Origin of the sequence: Herbidospora sakaeratensis, assembly GCF_001570525.1 — a bacterium.
GTDB classification, from domain to species: Bacteria; Actinomycetota; Actinomycetes; order Streptosporangiales; family Streptosporangiaceae; genus Herbidospora; species Herbidospora sakaeratensis.
In genome coordinates this window covers 1149895-1173061 of record NZ_BBXC01000007.1, presented here as the reverse complement: position 1 = coordinate 1173061, position 23167 = coordinate 1149895, and the positions used below count along the sequence as shown (strand labels likewise).

General features: G+C 72.5%; 29 protein-coding genes. 13 read left to right on the top strand and 16 right to left on the bottom strand.

The genetic code is table 11. The features are described from left to right. Positions 1–3 precede the first annotated feature (3 nt). The 3 genes from erm to AW271_RS04870 all read right to left on the bottom strand — a co-directional run bounded on the left by erm (position 4) and on the right by AW271_RS04870 (position 2065). Positions 4–726, bottom strand: coding sequence for a 23S ribosomal RNA methyltransferase Erm (gene erm / locus AW271_RS04880; protein ID WP_063817883.1), 723 nt, complete (start codon positions 724–726; stop codon positions 4–6). A gap of 312 nt (positions 727–1038) precedes the next feature. Continuing rightward, positions 1039–1707 (bottom strand): DUF6461 domain-containing protein, encoded by a 669-nt coding sequence (locus tag AW271_RS04875; RefSeq protein ID WP_062332316.1) that lies wholly within the window; start codon positions 1705–1707, stop codon positions 1039–1041. A 91-nt stretch (positions 1708–1798) separates the two neighbouring features. Beyond that, on the bottom strand, positions 1799–2065 hold the full coding sequence (locus AW271_RS04870; protein WP_062332313.1) for a DUF3040 domain-containing protein: 267 nt from the start codon (positions 2063–2065) through the stop codon (positions 1799–1801). Positions 2066–2198: 133 nt separating this feature from the next. Between AW271_RS04870 and AW271_RS40565 the strand changes: the two genes are divergently transcribed. From AW271_RS40565 to AW271_RS04845, 5 genes are all read left to right on the top strand, one after another. Next, the gene (locus tag AW271_RS40565; RefSeq protein ID WP_062332310.1) at positions 2199–3209 is read left to right on the top strand and encodes an Rv2578c family radical SAM protein; all 1011 of its coding nucleotides are present in this window, start codon (positions 2199–2201) and stop codon (positions 3207–3209) included. Between the two features lie 77 nt (positions 3210–3286). Then, positions 3287–3982 (top strand): ABC transporter ATP-binding protein, encoded by a 696-nt coding sequence (locus AW271_RS04860; RefSeq protein ID WP_062332307.1) that lies wholly within the window; start codon positions 3287–3289, stop codon positions 3980–3982. After that, on the top strand, positions 3979–4713 hold the full coding sequence (locus AW271_RS04855; RefSeq protein WP_062332303.1) for an ABC transporter permease: 735 nt from the start codon (positions 3979–3981) through the stop codon (positions 4711–4713). The genes AW271_RS04860 and AW271_RS04855 overlap by 4 nt, the downstream gene beginning before the upstream one ends. Beyond that, positions 4710–5762 (top strand): sensor histidine kinase, encoded by a 1053-nt coding sequence (locus AW271_RS04850; RefSeq protein ID WP_062332300.1) that lies wholly within the window; start codon positions 4710–4712, stop codon positions 5760–5762. Before AW271_RS04855 ends, AW271_RS04850 begins: the two co-directional genes overlap by 4 nt. Beyond that, complete coding sequence (locus tag AW271_RS04845; protein WP_062332297.1) at positions 5762–6367, top strand: response regulator transcription factor; 606 nt, start codon at positions 5762–5764, stop codon at positions 6365–6367. Before AW271_RS04850 ends, AW271_RS04845 begins: the two co-directional genes overlap by 1 nt. Here the strand turns inward: AW271_RS04845 and AW271_RS04840 are convergent. From AW271_RS04840 to AW271_RS04830, 3 genes are all read right to left on the bottom strand, one after another. Then, entirely contained in the window at positions 6364–7599 is a 1236-nt protein-coding gene (locus AW271_RS04840) for an RNA polymerase sigma factor (protein ID WP_062332294.1), read from the bottom strand. The genes AW271_RS04845 and AW271_RS04840 overlap by 4 nt on opposite strands. Then, positions 7596–7919, bottom strand: coding sequence for a YciI family protein (locus AW271_RS04835; RefSeq protein ID WP_062332291.1), 324 nt, complete (start codon positions 7917–7919; stop codon positions 7596–7598). The genes AW271_RS04840 and AW271_RS04835 overlap by 4 nt, the downstream gene beginning before the upstream one ends. A gap of 86 nt (positions 7920–8005) precedes the next feature. After that, the gene (locus AW271_RS04830; RefSeq protein WP_062332287.1) at positions 8006–8815 is read right to left on the bottom strand and encodes a GDSL-type esterase/lipase family protein; all 810 of its coding nucleotides are present in this window, start codon (positions 8813–8815) and stop codon (positions 8006–8008) included. 165 nt (positions 8816–8980) lie between these two features. On the opposite strand from AW271_RS04830, the gene AW271_RS04825 reads away from it, so the two are divergent. Together AW271_RS04825 and AW271_RS04820 are read left to right on the top strand one after the other, a co-directional pair. Next, positions 8981–10189 carry an isochorismate synthase gene (locus tag AW271_RS04825; protein ID WP_062333109.1) on the top strand — a complete coding sequence of 403 codons (1209 nt, stop codon included), beginning with the start codon at positions 8981–8983 and terminating at the stop codon, positions 10187–10189. Continuing rightward, the gene (locus tag AW271_RS04820; protein WP_062333105.1) at positions 10186–11400 is read left to right on the top strand and encodes an MFS transporter; all 1215 of its coding nucleotides are present in this window, start codon (positions 10186–10188) and stop codon (positions 11398–11400) included. The genes AW271_RS04825 and AW271_RS04820 overlap by 4 nt, the downstream gene beginning before the upstream one ends. On the opposite strand, the gene AW271_RS04815 is transcribed toward AW271_RS04820, so the two are convergent. The 6 genes from AW271_RS04815 to AW271_RS04790 all read right to left on the bottom strand — a co-directional run bounded on the left by AW271_RS04815 (position 11359) and on the right by AW271_RS04790 (position 16244). Beyond that, the gene (locus AW271_RS04815) at positions 11359–11973 is read right to left on the bottom strand and encodes an IMPACT family protein (RefSeq protein WP_062332284.1); all 615 of its coding nucleotides are present in this window, start codon (positions 11971–11973) and stop codon (positions 11359–11361) included. The two genes, AW271_RS04820 and AW271_RS04815, sit on opposite strands and share 42 nt — an antisense overlap. A 29-nt stretch (positions 11974–12002) precedes the next feature. Continuing rightward, positions 12003–12416, bottom strand: coding sequence for a cupin domain-containing protein (locus AW271_RS04810; protein WP_062332281.1), 414 nt, complete (start codon positions 12414–12416; stop codon positions 12003–12005). 9 nt (positions 12417–12425) lie between these two features. Then, on the bottom strand, positions 12426–12914 hold the full coding sequence (locus AW271_RS04805) for a flavin reductase family protein (protein ID WP_062332279.1): 489 nt from the start codon (positions 12912–12914) through the stop codon (positions 12426–12428). Between the two features lie 171 nt (positions 12915–13085). After that, positions 13086–13682, bottom strand: coding sequence for a DedA family protein (locus AW271_RS04800; RefSeq protein WP_062332277.1), 597 nt, complete (start codon positions 13680–13682; stop codon positions 13086–13088). Positions 13683–13692: 10 nt separating this feature from the next. After that, positions 13693–15333 carry a 2-succinyl-5-enolpyruvyl-6-hydroxy-3-cyclohexene-1-carboxylic-acid synthase gene (menD, locus tag AW271_RS04795; RefSeq protein WP_062332274.1) on the bottom strand — a complete coding sequence of 547 codons (1641 nt, stop codon included), beginning with the start codon at positions 15331–15333 and terminating at the stop codon, positions 13693–13695. Then, positions 15330–16244, bottom strand: coding sequence for an o-succinylbenzoate synthase (locus AW271_RS04790; RefSeq protein WP_083976184.1), 915 nt, complete (start codon positions 16242–16244; stop codon positions 15330–15332). Before AW271_RS04790 ends, menD begins: the two co-directional genes overlap by 4 nt. A gap of 51 nt (positions 16245–16295) precedes the next feature. Here AW271_RS04790 and AW271_RS04785 point away from each other — a divergent pair, with 51 nt between their 5' ends. The 3 genes from AW271_RS04785 (at position 16296) to AW271_RS04775 (ending at position 19140) form a co-directional block, all read left to right on the top strand. After that, entirely contained in the window at positions 16296–17399 is a 1104-nt protein-coding gene (locus AW271_RS04785) for an AMP-binding protein (RefSeq protein WP_062332268.1), read from the top strand. 48 nt (positions 17400–17447) lie between these two features. Next, positions 17448–17744, top strand: a complete 297-nt coding sequence (locus tag AW271_RS04780; protein ID WP_062332265.1) for a hypothetical protein — start codon at positions 17448–17450, stop codon at positions 17742–17744. A 157-nt stretch (positions 17745–17901) separates the two neighbouring features. Continuing rightward, a complete protein-coding gene (locus AW271_RS04775; RefSeq protein WP_062332262.1) occupies positions 17902–19140 on the top strand; it encodes an RNA polymerase sigma factor in 1239 nt (412 codons plus the stop codon). Between the two features lie 85 nt (positions 19141–19225). Here AW271_RS04775 and AW271_RS04770 read toward each other — a convergent pair whose 3' ends face one another. After that, positions 19226–20002: a VOC family protein gene (locus tag AW271_RS04770; protein WP_062332259.1), complete on the bottom strand. Its 777-nt coding sequence runs from the start codon at positions 20000–20002 to the stop codon at positions 19226–19228. 88 nt (positions 20003–20090) lie between these two features. Continuing rightward, positions 20091–20471, bottom strand: coding sequence for a hypothetical protein (locus AW271_RS04765; RefSeq protein ID WP_245652921.1), 381 nt, complete (start codon positions 20469–20471; stop codon positions 20091–20093). Positions 20472–20575: 104 nt separating this feature from the next. On the opposite strand from AW271_RS04765, the gene AW271_RS04760 reads away from it, so the two are divergent. Both AW271_RS04760 and AW271_RS04755 read left to right on the top strand, forming a co-directional pair. Next, positions 20576–21145 (top strand): TetR/AcrR family transcriptional regulator C-terminal domain-containing protein, encoded by a 570-nt coding sequence (locus tag AW271_RS04760; RefSeq protein ID WP_062332253.1) that lies wholly within the window; start codon positions 20576–20578, stop codon positions 21143–21145. A 259-nt stretch (positions 21146–21404) separates the two neighbouring features. Then, on the top strand, positions 21405–21605 hold the full coding sequence (locus tag AW271_RS04755) for a DUF5999 family protein (protein WP_030453600.1): 201 nt from the start codon (positions 21405–21407) through the stop codon (positions 21603–21605). 18 nt (positions 21606–21623) lie between these two features. On the opposite strand, the gene AW271_RS04750 is transcribed toward AW271_RS04755, so the two are convergent. After that, positions 21624–22214: an alpha/beta hydrolase family protein gene (locus tag AW271_RS04750; RefSeq protein WP_062332246.1), complete on the bottom strand. Its 591-nt coding sequence runs from the start codon at positions 22212–22214 to the stop codon at positions 21624–21626. Between the two features lie 94 nt (positions 22215–22308). Between AW271_RS04750 and AW271_RS04745 the strand changes: the two genes are divergently transcribed. Then, positions 22309–22647, top strand: a complete 339-nt coding sequence (locus AW271_RS04745) for a hypothetical protein (protein ID WP_157520676.1) — start codon at positions 22309–22311, stop codon at positions 22645–22647. 7 nt (positions 22648–22654) lie between these two features. Here AW271_RS04745 and AW271_RS04740 read toward each other — a convergent pair whose 3' ends face one another. Further along, a complete protein-coding gene (locus tag AW271_RS04740) occupies positions 22655–23143 on the bottom strand; it encodes a hypothetical protein (RefSeq protein ID WP_062332242.1) in 489 nt (162 codons plus the stop codon). Positions 23144–23167: the final 24 nt, after the last annotated feature.

Here is a 23167-nt window from a genome sequence, read left to right as displayed (position 1 = left end):
GGTTCAGCACAGGTGCCGCCACAGGGTCACCCACTGGTCGGGGTGGACGTGGCCGACGACGGCGTCGCGGGGCACGCCCGCCGCCGCCAGGGCGGCGTCGACCCCGTCGTAGCGGGTCTTCAGCGAGGCCCGCACCGAACCGCCGGTCCCGCCGAAGCCCAGCTCGACCAGCTCCCGGTAGGAGCGGCGGCCGGACACCAGCGGAACGGCCCGGCGCTCGATGCGCAGGATCGCCGAATCGACCGACGGGACCGGGCGGAACGACTCACGGAAGACGGTGTGCCCGAGCCGCCAGTGGAACCACGGCCACGACTCGACCGTGACCAGGCTCCAGCGGCCGTAGTCGCCGGTGCGCTTGCGGGCGTACTCGCGCTGGGTCAGTAGTGTCGCCGACGATAGATCCGGCGCCCGAAGACACCAGTCGACGATCTTCGAAGTGACCGAATACGGAATGTTCCCCACCACCGCGAACGACTCCCGTGGTACCCGCGCACGTGTGAAATCACCTCTGATCACTTCGATGACCTGGTTGTCTCTCGTCTGGGAGGCGAGCCGCCCCGCGAGCCGGGGATCGATCTCGTAGGCGATCACCCGCGCCGCCGTCTCGGCCAGCGCGAACGTGAGCGCCCCCTCCCCCGCGCCGGGCTCGAGCACGAGCCCCTCCGGCGCGGCGGCCTTCACCATCAGTTCGACGGCGTGCCGGTCGACCAGGAAGTTCTGCGACAACGTCCGGCGCGCGCCGTCGGCGGGCGTACGGCCGCCACCGCTGTTCCTGGCCTTCTTCTGGGTATGCGAATAGTTTCCGTGCGCGAAGTTCTGCGCCACAGCACTGCCCTTCTGGGTCTTCGAGATTCATGGGGTCTCGAAGGGCCCTGGGCGCGCAGGGGACGCGAAATGCCCTCAGTTCAGAGAAGAACGCGTCCGCTAGCGGGCCAGAGCCCGGCCGTGGCGGATGCGAATGAAGAAGGGGCAGCAGAAGTCAGAGGCCATGCGGGTCACTGTAGACATCGGGGAATGACGCGGACAAAGCATTTTCCATCACCCCTTCGGGCGTGGCGCGACGGCACCCAGATAGGCCGACTCCGCGAGCAGCTCGGGCGTCAGCCTGACCCCCGTCAGATTCTCGGCCAGCGCGAAGACGGCCCCCATGTGGCTTCGGACATCCTCGGCCGTGAGACACCGTGCCTCGCCCTCGAGGTCGAATCCGGCCAGCCGCATGGCCTCCACCGCCCCCTCTGGATCGGCGCCATGGCGGGTCGCGGCGAAGGGCGGCTCGAATCGCAGGCGGAGTTCGCCGTCTTCCATCCAGTGGAACCGCTTCACCCCGTTGACGTTGCGGAAGTGGGACACGAGTCGCCTGCCCTCCGAGAGCGGGCCGGCGATCGCCGCGTCGACTCCCATGAAGTCGTTCGGCTCGACGATGAGACACCAGTCTCCGACGGCCACGGCCCCGAAGAGATGGCCGTCCCACATGCCGTATTGACCCGGGCCGGCCATGGACGCCTCGCCCAGATCGTTGAGGCTCATTCCGTGAGGGACGTCGTCCATCCAATCAGCGCATCGCGCGACGAGCTCATCGCTCGTCGCGCCGAGCCGCTCCACCACGTCGCCGGGGCCCAGACCCGAGACCAGGGTCAAACAGTAGGCCTCCCCCAAAGCCGGGAAGCGGTCGTAGAACCAGAGGTAATCGTCAGCCGTCGCGGTCACCCGCCGAGGATGGCAGCCGCAACCGACAGAACAGCCTCCCGACATGGCGACGGCCCCTGAGGAAGGGGCCGAGGTGGTCGGTCCGGCCGGGCTAGAAGGGCACCGCCGCCGCGTCGTTGTGGAAGGCCATCACCAGCAGCGTCGCGATCAACGTCGCGATCAGCAACCAGCTCACCGCGATCACCACCGTCGACCGCCGCCACCGGCGTTTCTTCCTGTCGGTGCGGCGGCGATTGCGCTCGCCCCGCTCCACCCGCTCGTTGAACGACTCTAAACGGGCGGCCAGCCGCGGATCCTCGTCTGTGAGGTGCCGCTCGATCATCGCCAGCATCCGCTCCTCGTCTTGCGACCAGGACATGGCGCACCTCCCAGGGATGCAAGGTGTGTGCGGACGTCGTTCCCCCTAAAGAAGATCGTTAGCCGTTTGGTGGGGCGCGATTTGCCCGCGCTTTCCGTTGCGATCATGATCGAACAGATGTTCCAATCAGGCAATGCGCTGGGACAACCTCCAACTCATCCCCGACCAGGCCGACAACGCCCTGATCACCAAGGGCGCGGTCGTCCGCACGATCGACACGCCCGAGTTCCGCGGCGTGACGTTCTACGAGATCCACGCCCGCTCGATCGTCAATCGCGTCCCCGGCGCGAGCCGCGTGCCCTTCGAATGGACCCTCAACCCCTATCGGGGCTGCACCCACGCGTGCGTCTACTGCTTCGCCCGCAACACCCACACCTACCTCGACCTCGACGCCGGCCACGACTTCGACACGAAGATCGTCGTGAAGACCAACGCCGTCGAGCTGCTGCGCCGCGAACTCGCCGCGCCGCGCTGGCAGGGCGACCCCATCGCCATGGGCACCAACGTCGACCCCTACCAGCGGTGCGAGGGGCGCTACCGGCTGATGCCGGGCATCATCCGGGCCCTCACCGACTTCGCCAACCCCTTCTCCGTGCTCACCAAGGGCACCCTCATCCTCCGCGACCTCGACCTGCTCGCCGAGGCCGCCCGGCGCACCCGGGTGTCCACCGCCATGTCCATCGGCACCACCCACCCCGCCGCCTGGCGGGCCACCGAACCCGGCACCCCGAGCCCGCGCGCCCGGCTCGGCGCCGTGGCCGCGCTCAACGAGGCCGGCGTGCCCTGTTCGGTGCTGATGGCGCCGATCCTGCCCTACCTCACCGACTCCCCCGCCCAGCTGGAGGCGACGGTCAAGGAGATCGCCGAGGCCGGGGCCACCGCGGTCATCCCGCTGGTGCTCCACCTGCGCACCGGCGCGCGCGAGTGGTGGCTCGAGTGGCTGGCCCGCGACCATCCGCGCCTGGTGCCGCGCTACCGGGAGCTCTACGGGCGGGGCGCCTACGCCCCCAAGGCCCACCAGGAGCGCATCACCGCCCAGGTGGCCGAGCTGGCGCGCAGACACGGGATCAGGGAACGCCCGGCCCGCCGGCCCGAGCTCCCGGCGCGGCCGCCGGTCTCCGAGCAGCTGGGGTTGTTCCGCTAGAGGCAGGACATTTGTCCCGCCGATCTCGGTATCCGGCTCCCTATGACCGCGCGGCGGCCGGAAATAGCGTCGTCGACATGACCGACGCCATCGTCATCCGGGGCCTGCGCAAGGCCTACCGGCACGTCCTCGCCGTCGACGGCCTCAGCCTGACGGTCCCCCAGGGGCAGCGCCTCGCCCTGCTCGGGCCCAACGGCGCGGGCAAGACCACCACCATCAGCGTGCTGCTCGGGCTGCTCACGCCCGACGCCGGCACCACCTCCCTGTTCGGGCGCGACTCCCGCTCGGCCGTCAACGAGGGGCTCATCGGGGTCATGCAGCAGGAGATCGGGCTGCCGCCCCGCGTCACCGTGCGCGAACTGGTGCGGTTCGCCCGCGCCGTCTTCCCCGCGCCCCTCCCCTACGACGAGGTCGTCGCCCAGGCGGGGCTGACCGGCCTCGACCGCACGCGGGTCGACCGGCTGTCGGGCGGGCAGCGCCAGCGGGTGCGCTTCGCCATGGCCCTGGCCGGCGACCCGAAGCTGCTCGTGCTCGACGAGCCCACCGCCGGGCTCGACGTCGAGGCCCGCCGCGACTTCTGGGACGGCCTGACCATGAGCGGCCGCACCGTCGTCTTCTCCAGCCACCACCTCGACGAGGCCGACCGGTTCGCCGACCGCATCGTCGTGATGCACCGAGGCCGGCTCGTCGCCGACGGCACCGGCGCCCAGATCAAGAAGGGCGGCGACCTCGAGGACGCCTTCCTCGCCCTCATCTCCGGGAGGATCGCATGACCGCCTACATCCGCCTCGAAGTCCGCAAGATGCTGCGCGACCACGGTTTCATCGTGATGAGCCTGACCCTGCCGGTCGTGCTCTACCTGATCTTCAGCAACCTCGCGATGGGCGCGCAGGGCCCCGACGCGCAGGCCGCCGCCGCAGCGTGGAGCATGGTCGGCATGGCCGCCTACGGCGCGCTCGGCGGCGCGTTCAGCAACGGCACCGGCACCAGCGAGGACAAGGCCCTCGGCTGGCTGGCCCAGCTGGCCGTGCTGCCGATCCCGGCCTGGCGGGTCATCGCCGGCAAGGCCGCCACCGGCGCGATCATCGTGGTGCCCTCGATCCTGCTCGTGCTGACCGCCGGAGGGCTGGTCAACGGGGTGCCGCTGACGCCGTTCGAGTGGGTCGCGGTCACCGCGCTGCTGTGGGTCGGCACGATCCCGTTCAGCCTGTTCGCCCTGGGCAACGCCTATCTGCTGAGCCCGCAGAACTCGGCCGCCGCCAACCTGGCCGGATACATCTCGTTGTCGGTGGTCGGCGGCCTGTGGTTCCCGGCCGCGAACTTCCCCGGGTGGCTGCAGACCGTGAGCGAGTGGAGCCCGGTGGCGGCGTACGCGAACCTTCCCTGGGCGGTGCTCTTCGGCGAGGCCCCCTCACTGCGGTCGGTGCTCCTGCTGCTGGGGTGGACCGCCGTCTTCACCCTCTACGCTTTGTACGGTTTCCGCCGTGCCGGGAGGAGCGCATGACACCCCGTCAGGGAGGGTTCGCCTTCTGGGCCCTCCTCATGGCCTTCCCCATCCTCGAAACGGTCGTCCGGCCCTCGGTCCCGCGCTGGGCGGCCGTGGTCGCGATCCTCGCCCTCTACCTCTGGACCGCCCGCCGCCAGTCGCACCTCACCCTGGCCCTGCTCGGCGTCGCGAGCGCGGCCGCCGCCCTGGCCTTCGGCGGCTCCTGGACCTTCACCCTCACCATGAGCGCGGTCCTCACCGGCGCCATCGTGCGCCGCTGGCCCGGGGTGGCGCTGCTGCTGCCGCTCACCGCCGTCGCGATCCTGGCCGCGATCAGGACCGACGTCGGCGGGCTGAACGTCGCCTTCTCCGGGTGGGGGGTGTTCGTCGCCGGGCTGGTGCCGTGGATCATCGTCCAGCTGTGGGACACCATCGCCGAGCTCCAGGCCACCCGGAAGGAGCTCGCCCGGGTGGCCGTCTCGGAGGAGCGCCTGCGGTTCTCCCGCGACCTGCACGACCTGCTCGGCCACACCCTGTCGGTCATGGTCGTGAAGGCCGAGGTGGTCCGGCGGCTGGCTCCGAGCGACGGCGCGGCCGCCGCCCGGCAGGCCGCCGACATCGAGGAGATCGGCCGCCAGGCCCTCACCCAGGTCAGGGCCGCCGTCACCGGCTACCGGGGCCGGGGGCTGGCGGCCGAGCTCGCCTCGGCCCGCGACGCGCTGACCGCGGCCGGCATCGAGCTGACCCTGCGCGACCCCGAGAGGCCGCTCCCGCCCGAGACCGACGCCCTGCTCGGCTGGGCGGTGCGCGAGGGCGTCACCAACGTGATCCGCCACAGCACCGCCCGCACCTGCGCCATCACGCTCGTCGTCGGCGACGGCGCGGAGCTGACCATCGCCGACGACGGCGCCGGGATCGGCACGGGGATCAGCGGGACCGCCTCCGGCAACGGGCTCGGCGGCCTGCGCGAACGCGTCGAGGCGGCGGGTGGCCGGTTCGCCGCCGGGAACGCCCCCGCCGGGGGGTTCCGGCTGACCGTCGGCGTCCCGGAAGGAGCCACCCCCTGATGATCCGTGTGCTGCTGGCCGAAGACCAGGGCATGATGCGCGGCGCCCTGGCCCTGCTGCTCGGCCTCGAACCCGACATCGAGGTCGTCGCCCAGGTCGGCGACGGCACCGAGGTCGTGCCCGCCGCCCTGGAGACGCGGCCCGACGTCGCCCTGCTCGACATCGAGATGCCCGGCCGGGGCGGCCTGGAGGCCGCCGCCGACCTGCGCGACCGGCTGCCCGGCTGCCGGGTGCTGATCCTCACCACGTTCGGCCGCCCCGGCTACCTGCGCCGGGCCATGGACGCCGGGGCGCGCGGCTTCCTCGTCAAGGACGGCCCGGTCGAGGAGCTCGCCGACGCCGTACGCCGGGTGCTGCGCGGCGAACGCGTCGTCGACCCCGTGCTGGCCGCCGCCGCGTTGTCGGCCGGGCCGAGCCCGCTGACCGACCGCGAACGCGAGATCCTGGCCATCGCGGGCGACGGCGCCACCATCGCCGACCTCGCCGCCCGGCTCCACCTGTCGGAGAGCACGGTCCGCAACTACCTGTCGTCGGCCATCGGCAAGACCGGCACCCGCAACCGGGTGGAGGCGGCGGGGGTGGCCCGCCACAACGGCTGGCTCTAACCCGCCAGCCGGTCGCGGCGGCGCGTCAGCGCCGCGACCTCCGCGGAGTTGCCCGCCAGCTCGATCGCCGCGGCGTACGCCGCCCGCGACTCCGCGCTCCGGCCGAGCCGCCGCAGCAGGTCGGCCCGGGTCGCGTGGAAGGCGTGGTAACCGGACAGGTCCCCGCCGAGCCGTTCGACGGCCGCCAGCGCCACGTCGGGCCCGTCGAGCTCGGCGACCGCGACCGCCCGGTTGAGCGCCACGACGGGCGAGCGGTCGAGCCGCACGAGCCGGTCGTAGAGGGCGACCACCTGCGACCAGTCGGTGTCGCGCACGTCGCGGGCGGAGGTGTGCACCGCGTTGATCGCCGCGAGGATCTGGTAGCGGCCCGGCGCCACCCCGGCGGCCAGCCGCTCGCGCACCAGCCGGTGGCCCTCGGCGACCAGCCCGGCGTCCCAGGCCCCGCGATCCTGTTCGTCGAGGGTGACCAGCTCGCCGGTCCGGGAGACCCGGGCGGCGCGGCGCGCCTCGATGAGCAGCATCAGCGCCAGCAGCCCCGCCACCTCGCCGTCGTCGGGCAGCAGGGCGCGGACCAGGCGGGTGAGCCGGATCGCCTCGGCGGTCAGGCCCGGCCGGATCGGGTCGGCGCCGGGACCGGTCGCGAGATACCCCTCGTTGAAGACGAGGTAGAGGACGGCGAGCACCCCCGAGACGCGGACGGGCAGGTCGGCCGCCGACGGCACCCGGTAGGGCACGCGGGCGTCCTTGATCTTGGCCTTGGCGCGGGTGATCCGCCGCTCCATCGCGGTCTCCCGCACCAGGAAGGCGCGGGCGATCTCGGCCACGGTCAGCCCGGCGACCATGCGCAGCGTCAGCGCCACCCGGGTCTCCATCGCCAGCGCCGGGTGGCAGCAGGTGAAGATCAGCCGCAGCCGTTCGTCGCCGACCGCGCCGAGGGGCTCGGGCGGGTCGTCGTCGTACCTCATCAGGGCCTCCCGGTGCCGGTCGTCGCGTTTGCCCTCGCGGCGGACGCGGTCGATCGCCCGGCGGCCGGCGGTCAGGGTCAGCCAGGCCCCGGGGTTGGCCGGCACGCCGTCGGCGGGCCACCGCTCGACGGCGGCGGCGAACGCCTCGGCCGCCGCCTCCTCGGCGACGTCGAGGTCGCCGAAGCGCCGGGTCAGGGCGGCGACCACCCGCGCCCACTCGTCGTGGTGGGCCCGGGTGATCGCGTCGTGGACGCCGGCGCCGCTCACAGGAACGGCCGGACCTCGACCTTGCGGTTGCAGGCCCGGGAGCCCTCGGCGGCGAGCCCGAGCGCGACGTCGAGGTCGGCCGCCTCGATGATCCAGAACCCGGCGAGGAACTCCTTGGACTCCACGAAGGGCCCGTCGGTGAACAGCGTCTCGCCGCCCCGGTTGTCGATCACGGTGGCCGTCGTGGGGGCGCCGAGGCCGCCGGCGAAGACCCAGTGGCCCTCGGCGACCAGCCGGTCGTTGAAGACGTCGATCGCGGCCTCCTCCTCGGGGGTGGCCCGGCCGTCTTCCTCGAAGATCACGGAAACGAGGTACTGCATGCGGATCATCTCCTGCGGTGGCGGGCGCCCCTGGCGGGCGGCCCCTCACCCTTACGACGAAGAGCCCCGCCCGGATCCGACAAACTCTAGACAGGCGATTCGACGCGCTGGAACGACAGGCGGGCGATCGTCTTCTGCCCCTCGGCGTTCGGGTGGAAGAAGTCCCACTTGCTCACCATCGAGACCGGGAACTGGTAGCGGAACACCTCGCCGTTGTCGTGGCGGCACAGCGGCCCGTAGGCGGCGCACGCCTTGGCCATCTCGTTGTTGTACGCCAGCACCCGCGCCTGCACCCGGTCGCGCCGGTCCTCGTCCTTCTGGGCGGTCGAGGTCGGGTTGGCCAGCATCGTCTGGCAGATGCGCGCGATGCCCCAGAACGCCCGCGCGACGGGGTTGTCCTTGGCCACCCGCCACAGGCGCTTCAGGTCGGGGATGCTGATGATGCGCACCTGCGCGCCCGTCGGGGCCAGTTTGGCCAGCGCCGCGTCGACCCGTTCCCGGTAGGTCGCCACCGGGGTCATCTGGCTCTCGGTCCGCCGGCACGCGTCCTGGGCGCCGACGAGGATCGTCACGTAGGTCGCCTTGGCCTTGATGGCCTCGTCCATCTGCTCCATCAGGTCGTCGCTGGTCGCGCCGTTGTAGGCGAAGTTGCGGTTGCGGCCCTTGACGTCGACGCCGTCGGCCAGCAGGCGCAGGTAGTGGCTGTTGACGTCTTTGTGGTCGCCGGCCGCCCACGAGCGCGACGTGCAGGCGACGTACCAGCCGCAGGCGTTGAAGCCCGCGGTGATCGAGTCGCCGAGCGCCGCGATCGTCGTGGGCTGAGTGGACGCCTGGACCGTTCCAGGCCACAGGAGCAGCGCGAGTGCCGCGGCCACCGGCGTGATCTTCTTGATCATGGACACCTCCGGGAGCCAAAGGTAGAGATCACGAACGCCAAGGCTCTATTACCGAGGCGGCAGGCGTCTCTTCCATGACCAAGCTGCTATCGGGTCTTGACACCGGCGTACCGACGAAAGGGACCCGATGTCGAACACGTTCAGTTTCTGCGTAAAGTGGGTGAGGTGAGCGTCGCCCCCGGACTTCATCCCCCGCTCCTGGCCCGCACGGTCCCGGTTCGCGACCCCGGCGACCTCATCTCCCTGCTTCCCGGCCCGGCCGCCTTCTCGTGGGTGCACCACGGCGACGGCCTGGTGGGCTGGGGCGAGGCGCTGCGGGTGACCCTGCCGCCGGGGCCCGGCCGGTTCGCGTGGGCCCGCGACTGGCTGGCCGACGCGTTCAGGCACGCCGACGTCGACGACCGCGTCGGGCGTCCCGGTTCCGGGCCCGTCGCCTTCGGCAGCTTCACCTTCGACCCCGCCTCGGCGGGGTCGGTGCTGGTCGTGCCCAAGGTCGTGGTGGCCCGGCGCGACGGGCAGGCCTGGCTGACCACGGTGGGCGAAGAGAACCTCGGGCTGGTCACGCCCGCCGTCCCGCCGGGGCGCATCCGCTACTCCGACGGCGCGCTGACCGCGCCCGGCTGGGAGCACGCCGTCGCCTCGGCCGTCGACCGCATCACCTCCGGCGGGCTGGAGAAGGTCGTGCTGGCCCGCGACCTGATCGCCACCGCCGAGGCCGACATCGACCCGCGCGTGCCGCTGGCCCGGCTCGCCGCGCGCTACCCCGAGTGCTACACCTTCTCGGTCGGCGGGCTCATCGGGGCCACGCCCGAGCTGCTGGTGCGGCACACCGGGCGGGCCATCGAGTCGCTCGTTCTCGCCGGCACCATCCCCAGCGGCGCCGACCCGGCCACGCTGTTCGACTCGCCGAAAGACCGCTACGAGCACACCTGCGCGGTCGCCTCGGTCGAGGCCGCGCTCAAGCCGCTGTGCGCGGAGCTCGACGTGCCGGCCGAACCCGAACTGCTCTCGCTGCCCAACGTGCAGCACCTCGCCAGCCGGGTCACCGGCAGACTCGGCGACGGCGCGTCGGTGCTCGACGTGGTGGCCGCGCTCCACCCCACGGCCGCCGTCGGCGGCACCCCGACCGACGAGGCGGTCGCGCTGATCCCCCGCCTGGAGCAGATGGACCGGGGCGGCTACGCCGGGCCGGTCGGCTGGATCGACGCCCGGGGCGACGGCGAGTGGGGCATCGCCCTGCGCTGCGCCCAGCTCGACGGGCCGCGCGCCCGCCTTTTCGCAGGTTGCGGCATCATGGGCGGGTCCGACCCCGCGGCCGAACTGGCCGAGGCGCAGTCGAAGTTCCGCGCCATGCAGTACGCCCTCGAAGGCTGACCCGCACACCCCTGGAGGGCCGACCCCTGATCTCCCCCGCCGACCGCCGTGCCCGGGTCGCGGTCGCCCTGCTGTTCCTGACCAACGGCGCGATCTTCGCCAACCTGATGCCGCGCTACCCCGCCATCATCGACGCGCTCGACCTGTCCAACGCCCAGTTCGGGCTGGCCGTCGCCGCCGTGCCGGCCGGCTCGCTCGCCTCGGGGCTGCTCGCGGGCATCCTCATCCGGCGGCTCCGCTCCTCCCGCGTCGCCGTCGGCGGCATGGTGCTCACCAGCGGGCTCGTGCTGCTCGCCGGGCTCGCGCCCACCTGGGCGCTGTTCGCCGGGGCGCTGTTCCTCGTCGGGGCGCTCGACTCGGTCGTGGACGTCGCCCAGAACACCCACGGCCTGCGCGTGCAGCGGCTCTACGGCCGCTCGATCATCAACTCCTTCCACGCCATCTGGAGCCTGGGCGCCGTGCTGGGCGGCCTCATGGGCGGCGGCGCCGCGGCGCTCGACCTGTCGCTGGGGCTGCACCTGAGCATCTCGGCGGTGACGTTCGTCATCGTCAACCTGGTCGCCTACCGCTTCCTGCTCCCCGGCCCCGAGCCGCAGGAGCCCGTCGAGGCGGCCGAACCCGGCAAGCCCGCCGTACCGGTCAGGTCGGTCGCCTACGGCGCGCTCGCGCTGCTGGCGGTCATCGCGATCTGCGGCGCCACCGTCGAGGACGCCGGCGGCACGTGGGCCGCTGTCTACCTGTCGGGTTCGCTCGGCGCGGCCCCCGGCATAGCGGCGTTCGGCCTGGTCGCCGTGGTGGGCGCGCAGTTCGTCGGGCGCGCGCTGGGCGACCGGTTCGTCGACCGGTGGGGCCAGGCGGCCGTCGCCCGCGTCGGCGGGCTGCTGATCGCGGCCGGCTTCGGGCTCGCGCTGGCCTTCCCGAGCGTGCCCGGCACCATCGCCGGGTTCGGCCTGGCCGGGTTCGGCAGCGCCACCCTCATCCCGGGGGCCATGCACACCGCCGACCAGCTGCCGGGCTTCCGCCCCGGCACCGGGCTGACCCTGCTGTCGTGGCTGCTGCGGGCCGGGTTCCTCTGCACGCCGCCGCTGGTCGGCCTCATCGCCGACGCCAGCTCCCTGCGGGCGGGCCTGCTGGTGGTCCCGGTCGCCGGGCTCATCGTGGTGGTGTGCTCAGGCGTCTTCCGCACGGACGAACAGCGGCTCGCCCGCTGAGGCCCTGGCCCGGCCGGCCGTCGCGGTGGCCAGCCACTCGGCGAAGCCGGCCGGGTCGGCCACCGCGACGTCGAAGGCGGCCTCCGAGCCGTAGGTGACGCCGCGCACGTCGTAGCGGCCGCGCAGGTCGTTCTCCAGCCGGCCCGCGTGGGCGTGGTCGATCGACACGGTCACCAGGCGGGCCTCGACCATCGTCACCGGGGTCACCCGGTCGAGGGTCTCCCCCACCGCGCCGCCGTAGGCGCGCACGAGCCCGCCCGCGCCCAGCAGGACGCCCCCGAAGAAGCGGGTCACCACCGTGACCACGTCGGCGTAGCCGCGCCTGAGCAGCACGTCGAGCATCGGGGTGCCGGCCGTGCCGCCGGGTTCGCCGTCGTCGTCGGAGCGGCGCGCTCCCGAGCCGATCACGTAGGCGGTGCAGTTGTGGGTGGCGTCGGCGTAGAGGGCGCGGCGGGCCGTGATGAACTCGCGGGCGGCCTGCTCCGAGGGGGCCGGCGCGACGGCGCAGACGAACCGCGACCGCCGCACCTCCGTCTCGTGTTCGACCACGTCGTCGAGGGTCTTGTACGGCACCGCGACAGACTAGCCCCGACCCGGTGCCTTTACAAAGTAGATCCCAAGGAGGGGAGGTTGACCACGATCGCCTCCTGCGACGACCGGGCGATCACCACCACCGCCTCCTCGTCGGGCGAGGGGTTCTCCTCCCGGTGGGGGGTGAACGGCGGCACGAACACGTAGTCGCCCGGCGAGGTGTCGATCCGCCGCTCCGCGCCGTCGTCGCCCAGGAAGACGAACGACGGGTGCCCGCTGACCACGTAGATCGCGGTCTCGGAGTCGCCGTGGTGGTGGTCGGCCGACCGCGTCGAGGGGGCGACGTGGGTCTGCCCCATCCAGAGCCGGGCCGAGCCGACGTTCGGCCCGCTGATGGCCGCCCGCCGGTACATGCCGGACGTCTGGGGCGTCTCGTCCGACAGCGCGGCGGGCACGACGTGGTGCAGCGGTTCGTGGAAGGACAACCAGGTCTCCTAGGTGAACGATCCGAAGGTGCCGTCGTGGTAGAGCAGCGGCCGCCGGCCGGGGATCGACTCCCCCTCGGTGACCAGGCCGACCACCAGGCGGTGGTCCCCCGCCACGAACCGTTCCCTGATCTCGCACCGCAACCACGCCGCCACGCCGTGGAGCACGGGTTCGCCGGTGTCGAGGGTGTCGAAGCCCGTCTCCGGGCCGAAGCGGTTCGCGCCGCTGCGCGCGAACAGCGCGGCCAGGTCGCGCTGCGACTCGTTCAGGATGTGGACGACGAAACTGTCCCGGTCGCGGATGGCGGGCCAGCTCGACGACCCCAGCCCGATCCCGAAGGTGACCAGCGGCGGCTCCATCGAGACGGACGCCAGGGAGGTGGCGGTGAATCCGACCGGCCCCGCCGTGGTGACCACCGCCACTCCGGCCGCGTGGCGGCGGAAGGCGCTGCGGAACAGATCGCGGGTGTCGGGCTCGACCTCGGGGGGGATTCTCATGGTTCCACCTCTGAATGGCTCCGGCACATCGCCGATCCTGGGGCGCGGGAAATCCGACACGGCCGTCACGGTGTTCCTCTCGATCAGGTCCCTCAATCGTAGAAATACCCCTAATACCTGTCAATATAGTAGGGAATCAGCCGACACTCATCCGCGATCCGGTCCCACCGGTTACGAGCGGGTCCGCCGCCGCACCCACACCATGGTCACCAGGCCGAACACGACCACCAGGACCAGCGCCGCCCAGGACAGCTCCTTCAGCCACCGCTCGGCCGCGACGCCCAGGTAGTAGACGACCGCGGTCGTCCCCCCGGCCCACACGATCGCGCCCAGCACGTTGGCGGCCAGGAACCGCCAGTAGGGCAGGTGCAGCGCCCCGGCCAGCGGCCCCGCCAGGATGCGCAGCAGCGCGACGAACCGCCCGAAGAACACCGCCCACACGCCCCAGCGCCGGAACAGCGCCTTGGCCCGGCCCACATGGCCGGGCCCGAAGTGCCGGGGGAAGCGCCGGCCGAGCCGGTCGAACAACCCCTGGCCGCCGCGATGGCCGATGTAGAAGCCGGCCGAGTCGCCGACGATGGCCCCGGCGGTCGCGCACCCGCCGACCAGCAGCGGGTCGACGATCCCCTTCGCCGCCATGAGAGAGGCGCTGACCAGCACGATCTCGCCCGGCAACGGGATGCCGAGACTCTCGATCCCGATCACCAGACCCACGACGACGTAGATCCAGACGTCCGGGATCGTCTGTAGCCACTGTTCGAGATGCATCGGACTCCCCCTAGCCGATCGCCGCCCGCACGGCGTCGCGCATCGCCACGTGGACCGCCGCGTTGGCGGTCCGGTCGGTGCGGGCCTCCACCAGGCGGGGCCCCTCGCCGCGGATCGCCTTGGCCAGGTCGTCGGGGTCGCTGACGACGCTGTAGGGCGTGCCGGTGGCCGCCGCGAGGTAGCCCAGGTCGACGCCGTGTGGCGTGCCGAAGATGCGCTCGAACGACCCGCCGAGCGACGACTGCGGCAGCAGCGAGAAGATCCCGCCGCCGTCGTTGTTGACCACCACGACGCACAGGTCGGGCCGGGGCTCCCGGGGCCCGATGACCAGCCCGTTCTGGTCGTGGAGGAAGGACAGGTCGCCCATCAGGGCGTAGGCGCGGCCGTGGTGGGCCAGCGCCGCGCCGGCCGCCGTCGACACCAGGCCGTCGATCCCGGACGCCCCCCGGTTGGCCATCAGCCGCACCCCGCGCCGGGGCCGCATGGCCTGGTCGAGGTCGCGGATCGGCATGGAGGAGCCGCAGAACAACAACGACCCGTTGGGGATGATCGCGGCCAGGTCGCGGGCCAGCCGGGGCTCGCTCAGCCCGCCCGCGTCGAGCACGTCGTCGATGGCGTGGCGGGCCGCCATCTCGGCCCGCCGCCAGGCGTTCAGCCACTGGTCGCCGCCGGCCGCCACCGGGATCTCCACCGCCTGGGCCACCTGGGTGGCCGAGCGCGTCGGGTCGGGCCACCGGGTCAGGTCGCGGGCGACCACGACGTGTTCCTGGGCCCGCTTCAGCCAGGCCAGCAGGGGCCGCGACAGGCCGGGACGCCCGAGCGTGACGACCACGTCGGGCTGGTGGGCCTCGGCGAAGCCGGGGGTGCCGAGCAGGAAGTGGTAGGTCGAGATCGCGGTGTCGCCGTAGCGGCCGCCGCCGTTGGGCTCCGAGAGCACCGGCCAGCCCGCCATGCCGGCCGCCGCGACGTAGCGCCGCACGTTGACCGCGCCGTCGCCGACCACCAGGACCCCGCGCCGGGTCGCCGGGATGTGCAGCGCCGACGACGGCGGGGCCACCCTGGCCCGCACCCACGGCCCGTTCGCGTCGAGCGTCTCGGGCCAGTCGTCGTTCCCGTCGGGGACGAGCGGCTCGCGGAACGCCACGTTGAGGTGCACCGGGCCGGGGTCGCCCGGCCCCTCGGCCCGCTGGTAGGCGCGGCAGGCCAGCGACCGCCAGTAGGCGACCTGCCCCGGCCGCTCCTCGGGCACCCCGATCTCGGCGAACCACCGCACGGCCGAGCCGAACAGCTTGACCTGGTCGATCGTCTGGTTGGCGCCGGTGCCGCGCAACTCCGGCGGCCGGTCGGCGGTCAGCAGCAGCAGCGGCACCCCCGCCTCGCTCGCCTCGATCACCGCCGGGTGCAGGTTGGCGGCGGCCGTGCCGGACGTGGTGACGACCGCGACCGGCTTCTCCAGGCGCCGGGCCAGCCCCAGCGCGAGGAACCCGGCCGAACGTTCGTCGGTGCGCACGTGGAGCCGGATCCGGGGGTCGTCGTGGAGCGCCAGCGCCAGGGGCGCCGACCGGGACCCGGGGGCGACCACCGCCTCGGTGACCCCGCACCGCGCCAGTTCGTCGACGAGTACGGTCGCCAGCGCGGTAGCCGGATTCACCTGGCGGCCCCCTCCATCCGCCGAATCCACTCCGGCGACTCGATCTCGAAACGCGCCAGGGCGTCTTCGTCCACCTCGGGACGCCGCACGCGCAGGACTCCCTGCTCCTCTGCCAGCGGATCGGCCACGACATCCCCGGCCAGAAGCGACATGGTCCCGAGTCCGCAAGCGTACGGCAATTCCGGCAACGCGGCGGCCAGCGCCAGCCCCGCCGCCAGGCCCACCGAGGTCTCCACGGCCGACGACACGACGGCCGGCAGACCGCACGCCTCCACCACCCGCAGGGCGTTGGCGACCCCGCCGAGCGGCTGCACCTTCACGACCGCGACGTCGGCCGCCTCGGCCGCCCTGACCTTCAGCGGGTCCTCGGCCTTGCGGATCGACTCGTCGGCGGCGATCGGCACGTCGACCCGCCGCCGGACCCGGGCCAGCTCGTCGAGGGTCGCGCAGGGCTGCTCGACGTACTCCAGGGTGAACCGGTCGAGCTCCTTGATCGCGCGGACGGCCTGGTCGGCGTCCCAGCCGCCGTTGGCGTCGACCCGGACCCTGCCGCCCGGCCCCAGCGCGTCGCGCACCGCCTCGACGCGGGCCAGGTCGTCGGCGAGGGCCTGGCCCGTCTCGGCGACCTTGACCTTGGCCGTCGCGCAGCCCGAGGCGCGCACCATCGCGGCGGCCCGCTCCGGCCCGACCGCGGGCACGGTCGTGTTCACCGGGACGACCTCGCGCACCGGTTCGGGCCAGCCCTCGAAGGCGGCCTCCCGGGCGCAGGCCAGCCACCGGGCGCTCTCGGCCGGGCCGTATTCGGGGAACGGGGAGAACTCCCCCCACCCGTGGGGGCCCCTGATCAGGATGCCCTCCCGTGCGGTCTGCCCCCGGAACCGGACCACCATGGGAATCCGGAACACCCGCAGCTCCACGCCGCCCTCCCCGCTCTCCGGCACCGGCCCGGCTACCCTGACCAGGTGGTCGATCGTCCGGTGCACGCCCTTGTCCTGCCGCCAGGCCCCGCCCTCGCCGAGGCGGTGGCCGCCGCGCTCGACGGCGGCCCGGCGATCCTGCCGGTCGCGCCATCGTTGCCCGACCGGGCGGTCAGGGCCCTGTTCGACACGCTGCGGCCGACCCATGTCACCACACCCGACGGCACGAGCGTGCTCCCGGAGGGCGTGCCGGCAGAAGAGGACACCGCCGTGATCATCGCCACATCGGGGTCGACCGGGGCCCCGAAGGGGGTCGAGCTCTCGGCGCGGGCGCTGCTGGCCTCGGCGCGGGCCTCGCTCGACCGGATCGGCGCCAAGCCCGGCGACCGGTGGTTGTGCTGCCTGCCGCCCTCCCACGTGTCGGGGCTCCAGGTCATCACTCGGGCGCTGCTGTGCGGCACCGACCCCATCGTGCACGAGGGCTTCGACCCCGAGAAGGTGACGGCCTCCGGGGCCGACCACGTCTCGCTGGTGCCGACCCAGCTGCGCCGCCTGCCCGACGTGTCGGGGTTCACCACGATCCTGCTGGGCGGCGCCCCGGCGACCGCCGACCTCAGGGCCCGCCACCCGCGCGTCTTCCACACCTACGGCATGACCGAGACCTGCGGCGGCTGCGTGTACGACGGCCGCCCCCTGAACGAGGTGGAACTGAAACTCGACGCCGAGGGCCGGGTCATGATCGCCGGGCCGATGCTGATGAACGGCCACCGCCTCGGCCCTCGCCTGACCGGCCCCTGGTTCACCACCAGCGACCTCGGCGAGCTCGACGACGGCGAGCTGCGGATCCTGGGCCGGGCCGACGACGTGATCAACACCGGGGGCCAGAAGGTCGTCGCCGGGGTCGTGCAGAGCGTGCTGGCCACCCACCCCAAGGTCCGGGAGGTCGCCGTCGTCGGGCGGCCCGACCCCGAGTGGGGGCAGATCGTGGTGGCCGTGGTGGCGGGCGAGGCGACGCTGGAGGAACTGCGCCGCCATGCCAAATCGGAACTGCCCGCCTATGCCGCGCCGAAGGCGTTGGTGCAGGTCACAGCGCTTCCCCTGCTCCCCAACGGCAAACCCGATATGGTTACCATACGGAACCAAGTATGACAATCATCCGTCATACGTTCAGGTAGCCCGACGAAAGGAAGCAGACCCATGATCCCGACCCCGAGGATGCTGGTCTCCGCAGGGATCGTCGGTGTCATCGTCGTCGGCGGCGTGGCCGTGGCGGCCACCGCGTCCACCGGACGCCTCGAATTCGAGCAGCAGCGTTTGCTCAAGACCGTCGGGGGCACGGAAGTCTCCACGCCCACCCCGGAGCCCGTGCCGTCCAACGTCGTGGTCAGGGAACTCGAGACCGACCCCGAGGAGGTCGGCGGCTACTGGACCCCCGAGAACCTGGAGCAGGCCGAGCCCATGCCGATCCCCCGCGTCGAAGTGACCCTCAACTGACCAGACCGCCTATTTCCGTGCGGTTTAGGTAACACGGGAACAAATATCCGGCGTTGGCGTTCTTACTAAAGCAGCCGCGTTGGCGCGTGGGCGCCCGGGCTTTGCCAGAACCCATTGACGACGAATCTTTGATCTCCGCGAAGGAGGAGGTGTCCTCATGCCCCGAACCGCCGTGGCGTCTGCCTCGCCCGCGCGTGAGGCTGTTCCGACGACTCTCGACCAGCTCCTGGAGCGGGGCCGCAAGCAGGGCCACCTTTCGCTGACCGAGCTCCGCGAGGCGTTCTCCGACGCCGGCGTGAGCGCGACCAAGGCCCGTGGCATCCTGCGCGGCCTCACCGAGGCCGGAGTGAGCCTCGGAGAGGGCTCCGACGACACTACGAAGGTTACGACCCCTGTCAAGGACGACCCCGACCTCGCCGAAGCCGAGGTGGAGTCGGAGGCCGCCGGGGTGGTCGACCTCGACGACACGTCCTCGGCGATGGGCGACTCCGTCCACACCTACCTGAAGTCGATCGGCCGCCGCACCCTGCTCACCGCCGCCCAGGAGGTGGAGCTGGCCCGCCGCATCGAAGCGGGCCTGTACGCCGAGTACAAGCTCGACCTGGCCGAGGAGACCGGCAAACGGCTGTCGGCCGTCGAGCGCGAAGACCTGGAGTGGGTCATCGAGGACGGCCGCCGCGCCAAGGACCACATGCTGGAGGCCAACCTCCGCCTGGTGGTGTCGGTGGCCAAGAAGTACACCGACCGGGGCATGGCCCTGCTCGACGTGGTGCAGGAGGGCAACCTCGGCCTCATAAGGGCCGTGGAGAAGTTCGACTACACCAAGGGCTTCAAGTTCTCGACCTACGCCATGTGGTGGATCCGGCAGGCCATCCAGCGCGGCTTCGCCGACTCCGCCCGCACCATCCGGCTCCCCGTCCACGTCCTGGAGATGCTCTCGAAGCTCTCCCGCGTGGAGCGTGACATGCACCAGCGCCTCGGCCGCGAGCCCACGCCGGAGGAGCTGGCGGTGGAGCTCGACAAGACCCCCGACCAGATCGAGGAGCTGCTGCGCACCAGCCGCCAGCCGATCAGCCTCGACAGCACCATCGGCGAGGACGGCGAGACCCGGATCGGCGACCTCATCGAGGACGTCGACTCCCTGGAGGCCTCCGAGGTGGTCGACCGGCAGCTGCTGGCCGAACAGCTCAAGGGCGTGCTCAACAACCTGTCGCCGCGCGAGGCCAAGATCATGGCGCTGCGCTTCGGCCTGGCCGACGGCAAGCCCCACACGCTCGACGAGATCGGCAAGCACCTCGGCCTGACCCGCGAGCGCATCCGCCAGCTGGAGAAGGAGTCCCTCTCCAAGCTCCGCCACCCCAGCAACGCCCGCCCGCTCCTCGACTGGGCGAGCTAGGAACCTCCCGGTACGGGGTCACGCTCCCGACCCGCACCGTCCCTCGGCCGGCCCGGCCACCACTCCGCTCGACCGGGCCGGCCAACTACGCGTTCAGCTCGATCAGCGACAGGACCGCCCCCGCCGGATCGGTCACCACGGCCGCCCACCCCGAGGGCAGGTCGAACGGCGGCACCTGGACGGCTCCGCCCAGGCCGGCCACGATCCGGCACGACTCGCGGCAGTCGGCGACCGCGAAGTAGACCATCCAGTGGGGCGGGATCTCCGGCGGCCACGCGTCGGTCATCTCGACCATGCCGGCCACCGTCGTCTTCGACCGCCTGAGGTCGAACTCGGTGTAGCTGCCGTCGCCGCTCAGGAACGGCGCCCGCCGCGCCTGCCAGCCGAACAGCCGGTTGTAGAAGGCGGCGGCCTCGTCGGCGTCGCGGGCGGCCAGTTCCGTCCAGCAGAAGGCCCCCGGCGCCCCGCGCACGCCCGCGCCCTCGAGCGCGACCGGTTCCCACAACGCGAACTCGGCCCCGGAGGGGTCGGCCAGGACGGTCCGCCAGCCCTGTTCGCGGCCCTCGTCGAAGACCTGCTCGGGCCCGTCGAGCACCCGGGCCCCGGCGTCGTCGGCGCGGCGGGTCGAGTCGTCGATGTCGTCGGCCGCGATGTGCACCAGCCACGCCGGCCCGCCGGGACGGGCGGGGCCCAGCCCGGCGACCGGCTCGCCGCGCAGCAGCGCCGTGGAGTGGCTGCGCCCGCGCGGCTCGAAGTCCCAGCCGAACACGCCGTGGTAGAACCGCTCGCTGAGCGCGAGATCGGCGGTGCCGACCTCGACCCAGCACGGCCGGCCCGCCGCGTATCTCACCCGTCCGGGCATCTCTCCGGCCTCCCTGACCCCAAGGTAATCCTTAGACGGCGCAGCGTGCCGGTCCGTTGACGCCCCGGACATGCCCGAAGGGTATTTGTCAGCGGGCCGAAGCCGTCGCCGGGCGCGGCAGGCGCACGATGCCGGTCAGCCGGTTCTCCTCGCGGAGGGTGCGCAGCTTGCTCACCTCGGTGGTCCACTTGGCGCCCTCGGGGGTCGCCCGGCCCTTGCGACGGCGGATGCGGTCGTCGTAGGCCTTGACGCCGAAGGTCGCCCGCTGCGCCGCCTCGGCGGCCCGGAGGGCGGCGGTGAGCGCCTGGTCGTAGGCGATGCCGGCCTCGCGCAGCTCGGCGCCCGGCGCGTGGGCGGCCCGGCGGGCGTTGAGGTGGGCCTCGGCCTGGCGGGCCTTGTCGAGCAGGTCACCGTAGCTCTTGGAGATCTCCTGGTCGGCGTGGAACCTGACCTCCGCCTCCCGGCTCACCCGCGGACGGAAAAACGCCATCGTCAACCTCTCAGTCCTGATTGAAACGCACTGGTCGACAGCGTAGACCCTCCCCTGTCCGGCCGGGATGGCAGGATGATCGCATGCCTGCCAAGCGACCTCCGACCCCGCTCTCGCGCGAGCGCATCATCGACGCCGCCCTGCACATCGCCGACGGGCAGGGGCTGCGCCGGTTGACCATGCGGCGGCTGGGCGACGCCCTCCAGGTCGAGGCGATGGCCATCTACCACCACCTCCCCCGGGGCAAGGAGGCGCTCATGGACGCGCTGGCGGAGCACGTGACGGCCGTCCAGGTCGAACCGCGCGAGGCCCCCTGGCAGGAGATCGCCCGCGACTGGGCGCGGGCCGCCCGCGCCGCCCTGATGGAGCATCCCGGCGTGTTGTCGCTGGCGCTGACCAAACCGCCCAAGGGCACCGCGCTGATGTCGGTGGCGAGCCAGGTGGAGCAGCTCCGCGACGCCGGCCTCGACCAGCCCCAGGAGGCGGTGCAGACGCTGCGCGCCTACGTCTACGGCGCGGTCGCGGTCGAGATGCAGGCCTCCGGCTGGGCCGACCCCGACGCCGAGGTCGAGAAGGCGCGGGTGGCCTCCGGCGACGCCGACTTCGAACGGGGCCTCACGGCGGTGCTGGCCGGCCTCGCTTTGCCGAAGTGACGGCGTGTCGCGCTTGGGGTGTTATCGTGCATCGGGCACCCTTGTGTCGTAGGTCACACGCATGACCACACCCCCCTACCAGGGTGTGGGCGAAATCGTCCGAACGGGCTATGTCCTTGTCGAGTGACCTGGCGCACACTGGTGTAGGCCGACAGTGGTGTAGGCCAATTTGCGTCAACTCAACCCCATACGCTCGTCCCCCACATGGCTGGGCGGATCCACGTCACGAGCGACACGAGAAAGACACGGAGCCCCGGCGATGTGCCCTCATGAGCCCGGCTGTCCCAGCGCGGAAGCGCAGGACCGCGAAGCCGCCCGAACGGTCGCGGCCCACCCCGAACAAGGGTGGAGCCTCCTCTGCAACGGTGTCGTCCTCTTCGAGGACACCGGCGAGCTGCTCCCCAACGGGGCGATCATCGCTCCGCACCGGCCGACCGACATGGCCGTCACCGCCGCCTGACGCGGCGTCCACGGGGGATCACCGGCGCGCGGCCAGCCAGCGCGCCACCTCCGCCCCGACCAGGGCGGGGTTCTTCCGGAGATCGTGATTCTCTCCGGGCAGCACGACCAGCCGTTCCGCGTCCGCCTCATCAGGCACCCCGAACGGATCACGGTCACCGTTGACGACCAGCACCCCCGCCCCCGCGCCGCGCAACTCGGCGGCCCGTGACTTCTCCGGGTGACCGGGCGGATGCAGCGGAAAAGCCAGCGCCACCACCCCGACGGCCCCCACCTTCCCGGCCGTACGGCAGGCGACCCGCGCCCCGTTGCTGCGTCCCCCTTGCGCCATGGGCAGCCCGGGGAACAGCGCCTTCACCGTTTCGGCGATGACGACCCAGCTCTCGTCCTGCTTCACGGCCGACCCCGGCGCCCGCGCCCCCCGTCGCCGGAACGGCTGCGTGATGCGGGCGACGGCGATGCCCTCGGCCAGGCAGGCGTCGCGCACCGCGAGCAGGTCGGGCGCGTCGACTCCCCCGGCCGACCCGTGCGTCAGCAGCAGGAGCAGCCCCGCCGAACCCGGGTCGTCGATCTCCGCCAGCCCCGGCCCGTGAGGTGTGTCGATCTCCATAACCGCACGTTATCGCGGGTCCACCCGTCGCATGACCGCCGTGTCATCCGAATGGATGATGACGCCTTACAGGGGTTGTGCCACATTTGTGGACGTGCCTGACACATCTCTTCCGCATGAGGACCTGCGCGCCACCCTGGCGGCCCGCCGCGATCTGGGCCCCGCCTACGAAGACGCACTGGTCGACTCGTTCATCGAGAAGCTCGACAGCGAGATCACCGCGCGCGTTCAGGCCGAGGTGGCCAGGCGCGGGGAGGTCAAGCCCCCCAAGCCCGACAACAGCCACATCCCGATCGCCCTGGGCTCACTCGGCATCGGCGTGCCGCTGACCGCCATCGCCGTCAGCCAGGCCGGCAACTTCGGCCTGTTCATGGCCTGGACCGGCATCATCCTGGTCAACATGGCGGCCGCGATCCGCCGCAAGCGCCACTAGAACACGCTCACGCGCGGCCCTGGCGTATCTGGACCTGGGCCGCCAGGTCGGCGTCCTGGTGGTCGAGGCCGTAGCGCCAGACCGTCTCCGCGTCGGCGTCGCGGCCCCGCAGGGGCAGGGTGCGGGCCAGGAGTTCGATGGCCAGGGCCGCCGTGTCCGCGTCCGGGCCCGCCTCTACCGCCACCTCGAACTCGGCGCAGGCCATCTCCAGGTGGGCGATGCCCAGCAGGACCCGCAGGCGGGCCGCGTCGGCCACGCCCGGGACGGCCAGGGCCTGCAGGAGCAGGTCGGCCGCCTCCGCCGGGGCGTTCTCCTCCAAAAGGATCTGGGCCATACGTTCGGCCGTGACCGACAGGCCGACCGCGGCGCTGGCCCGGTCGGGGCCCGCCGCGTCGGCGGCGAGGGTCGCGAAGATCGCCGCGGCGGCGTCGAGGTCCCCGGCGTCATAGAGGCGCCGGGCCTCGTCGATCTGCCGTCCGGAGTCGATGGCCGTCATCTCGGGGGGCCTCCAGAGGGAACC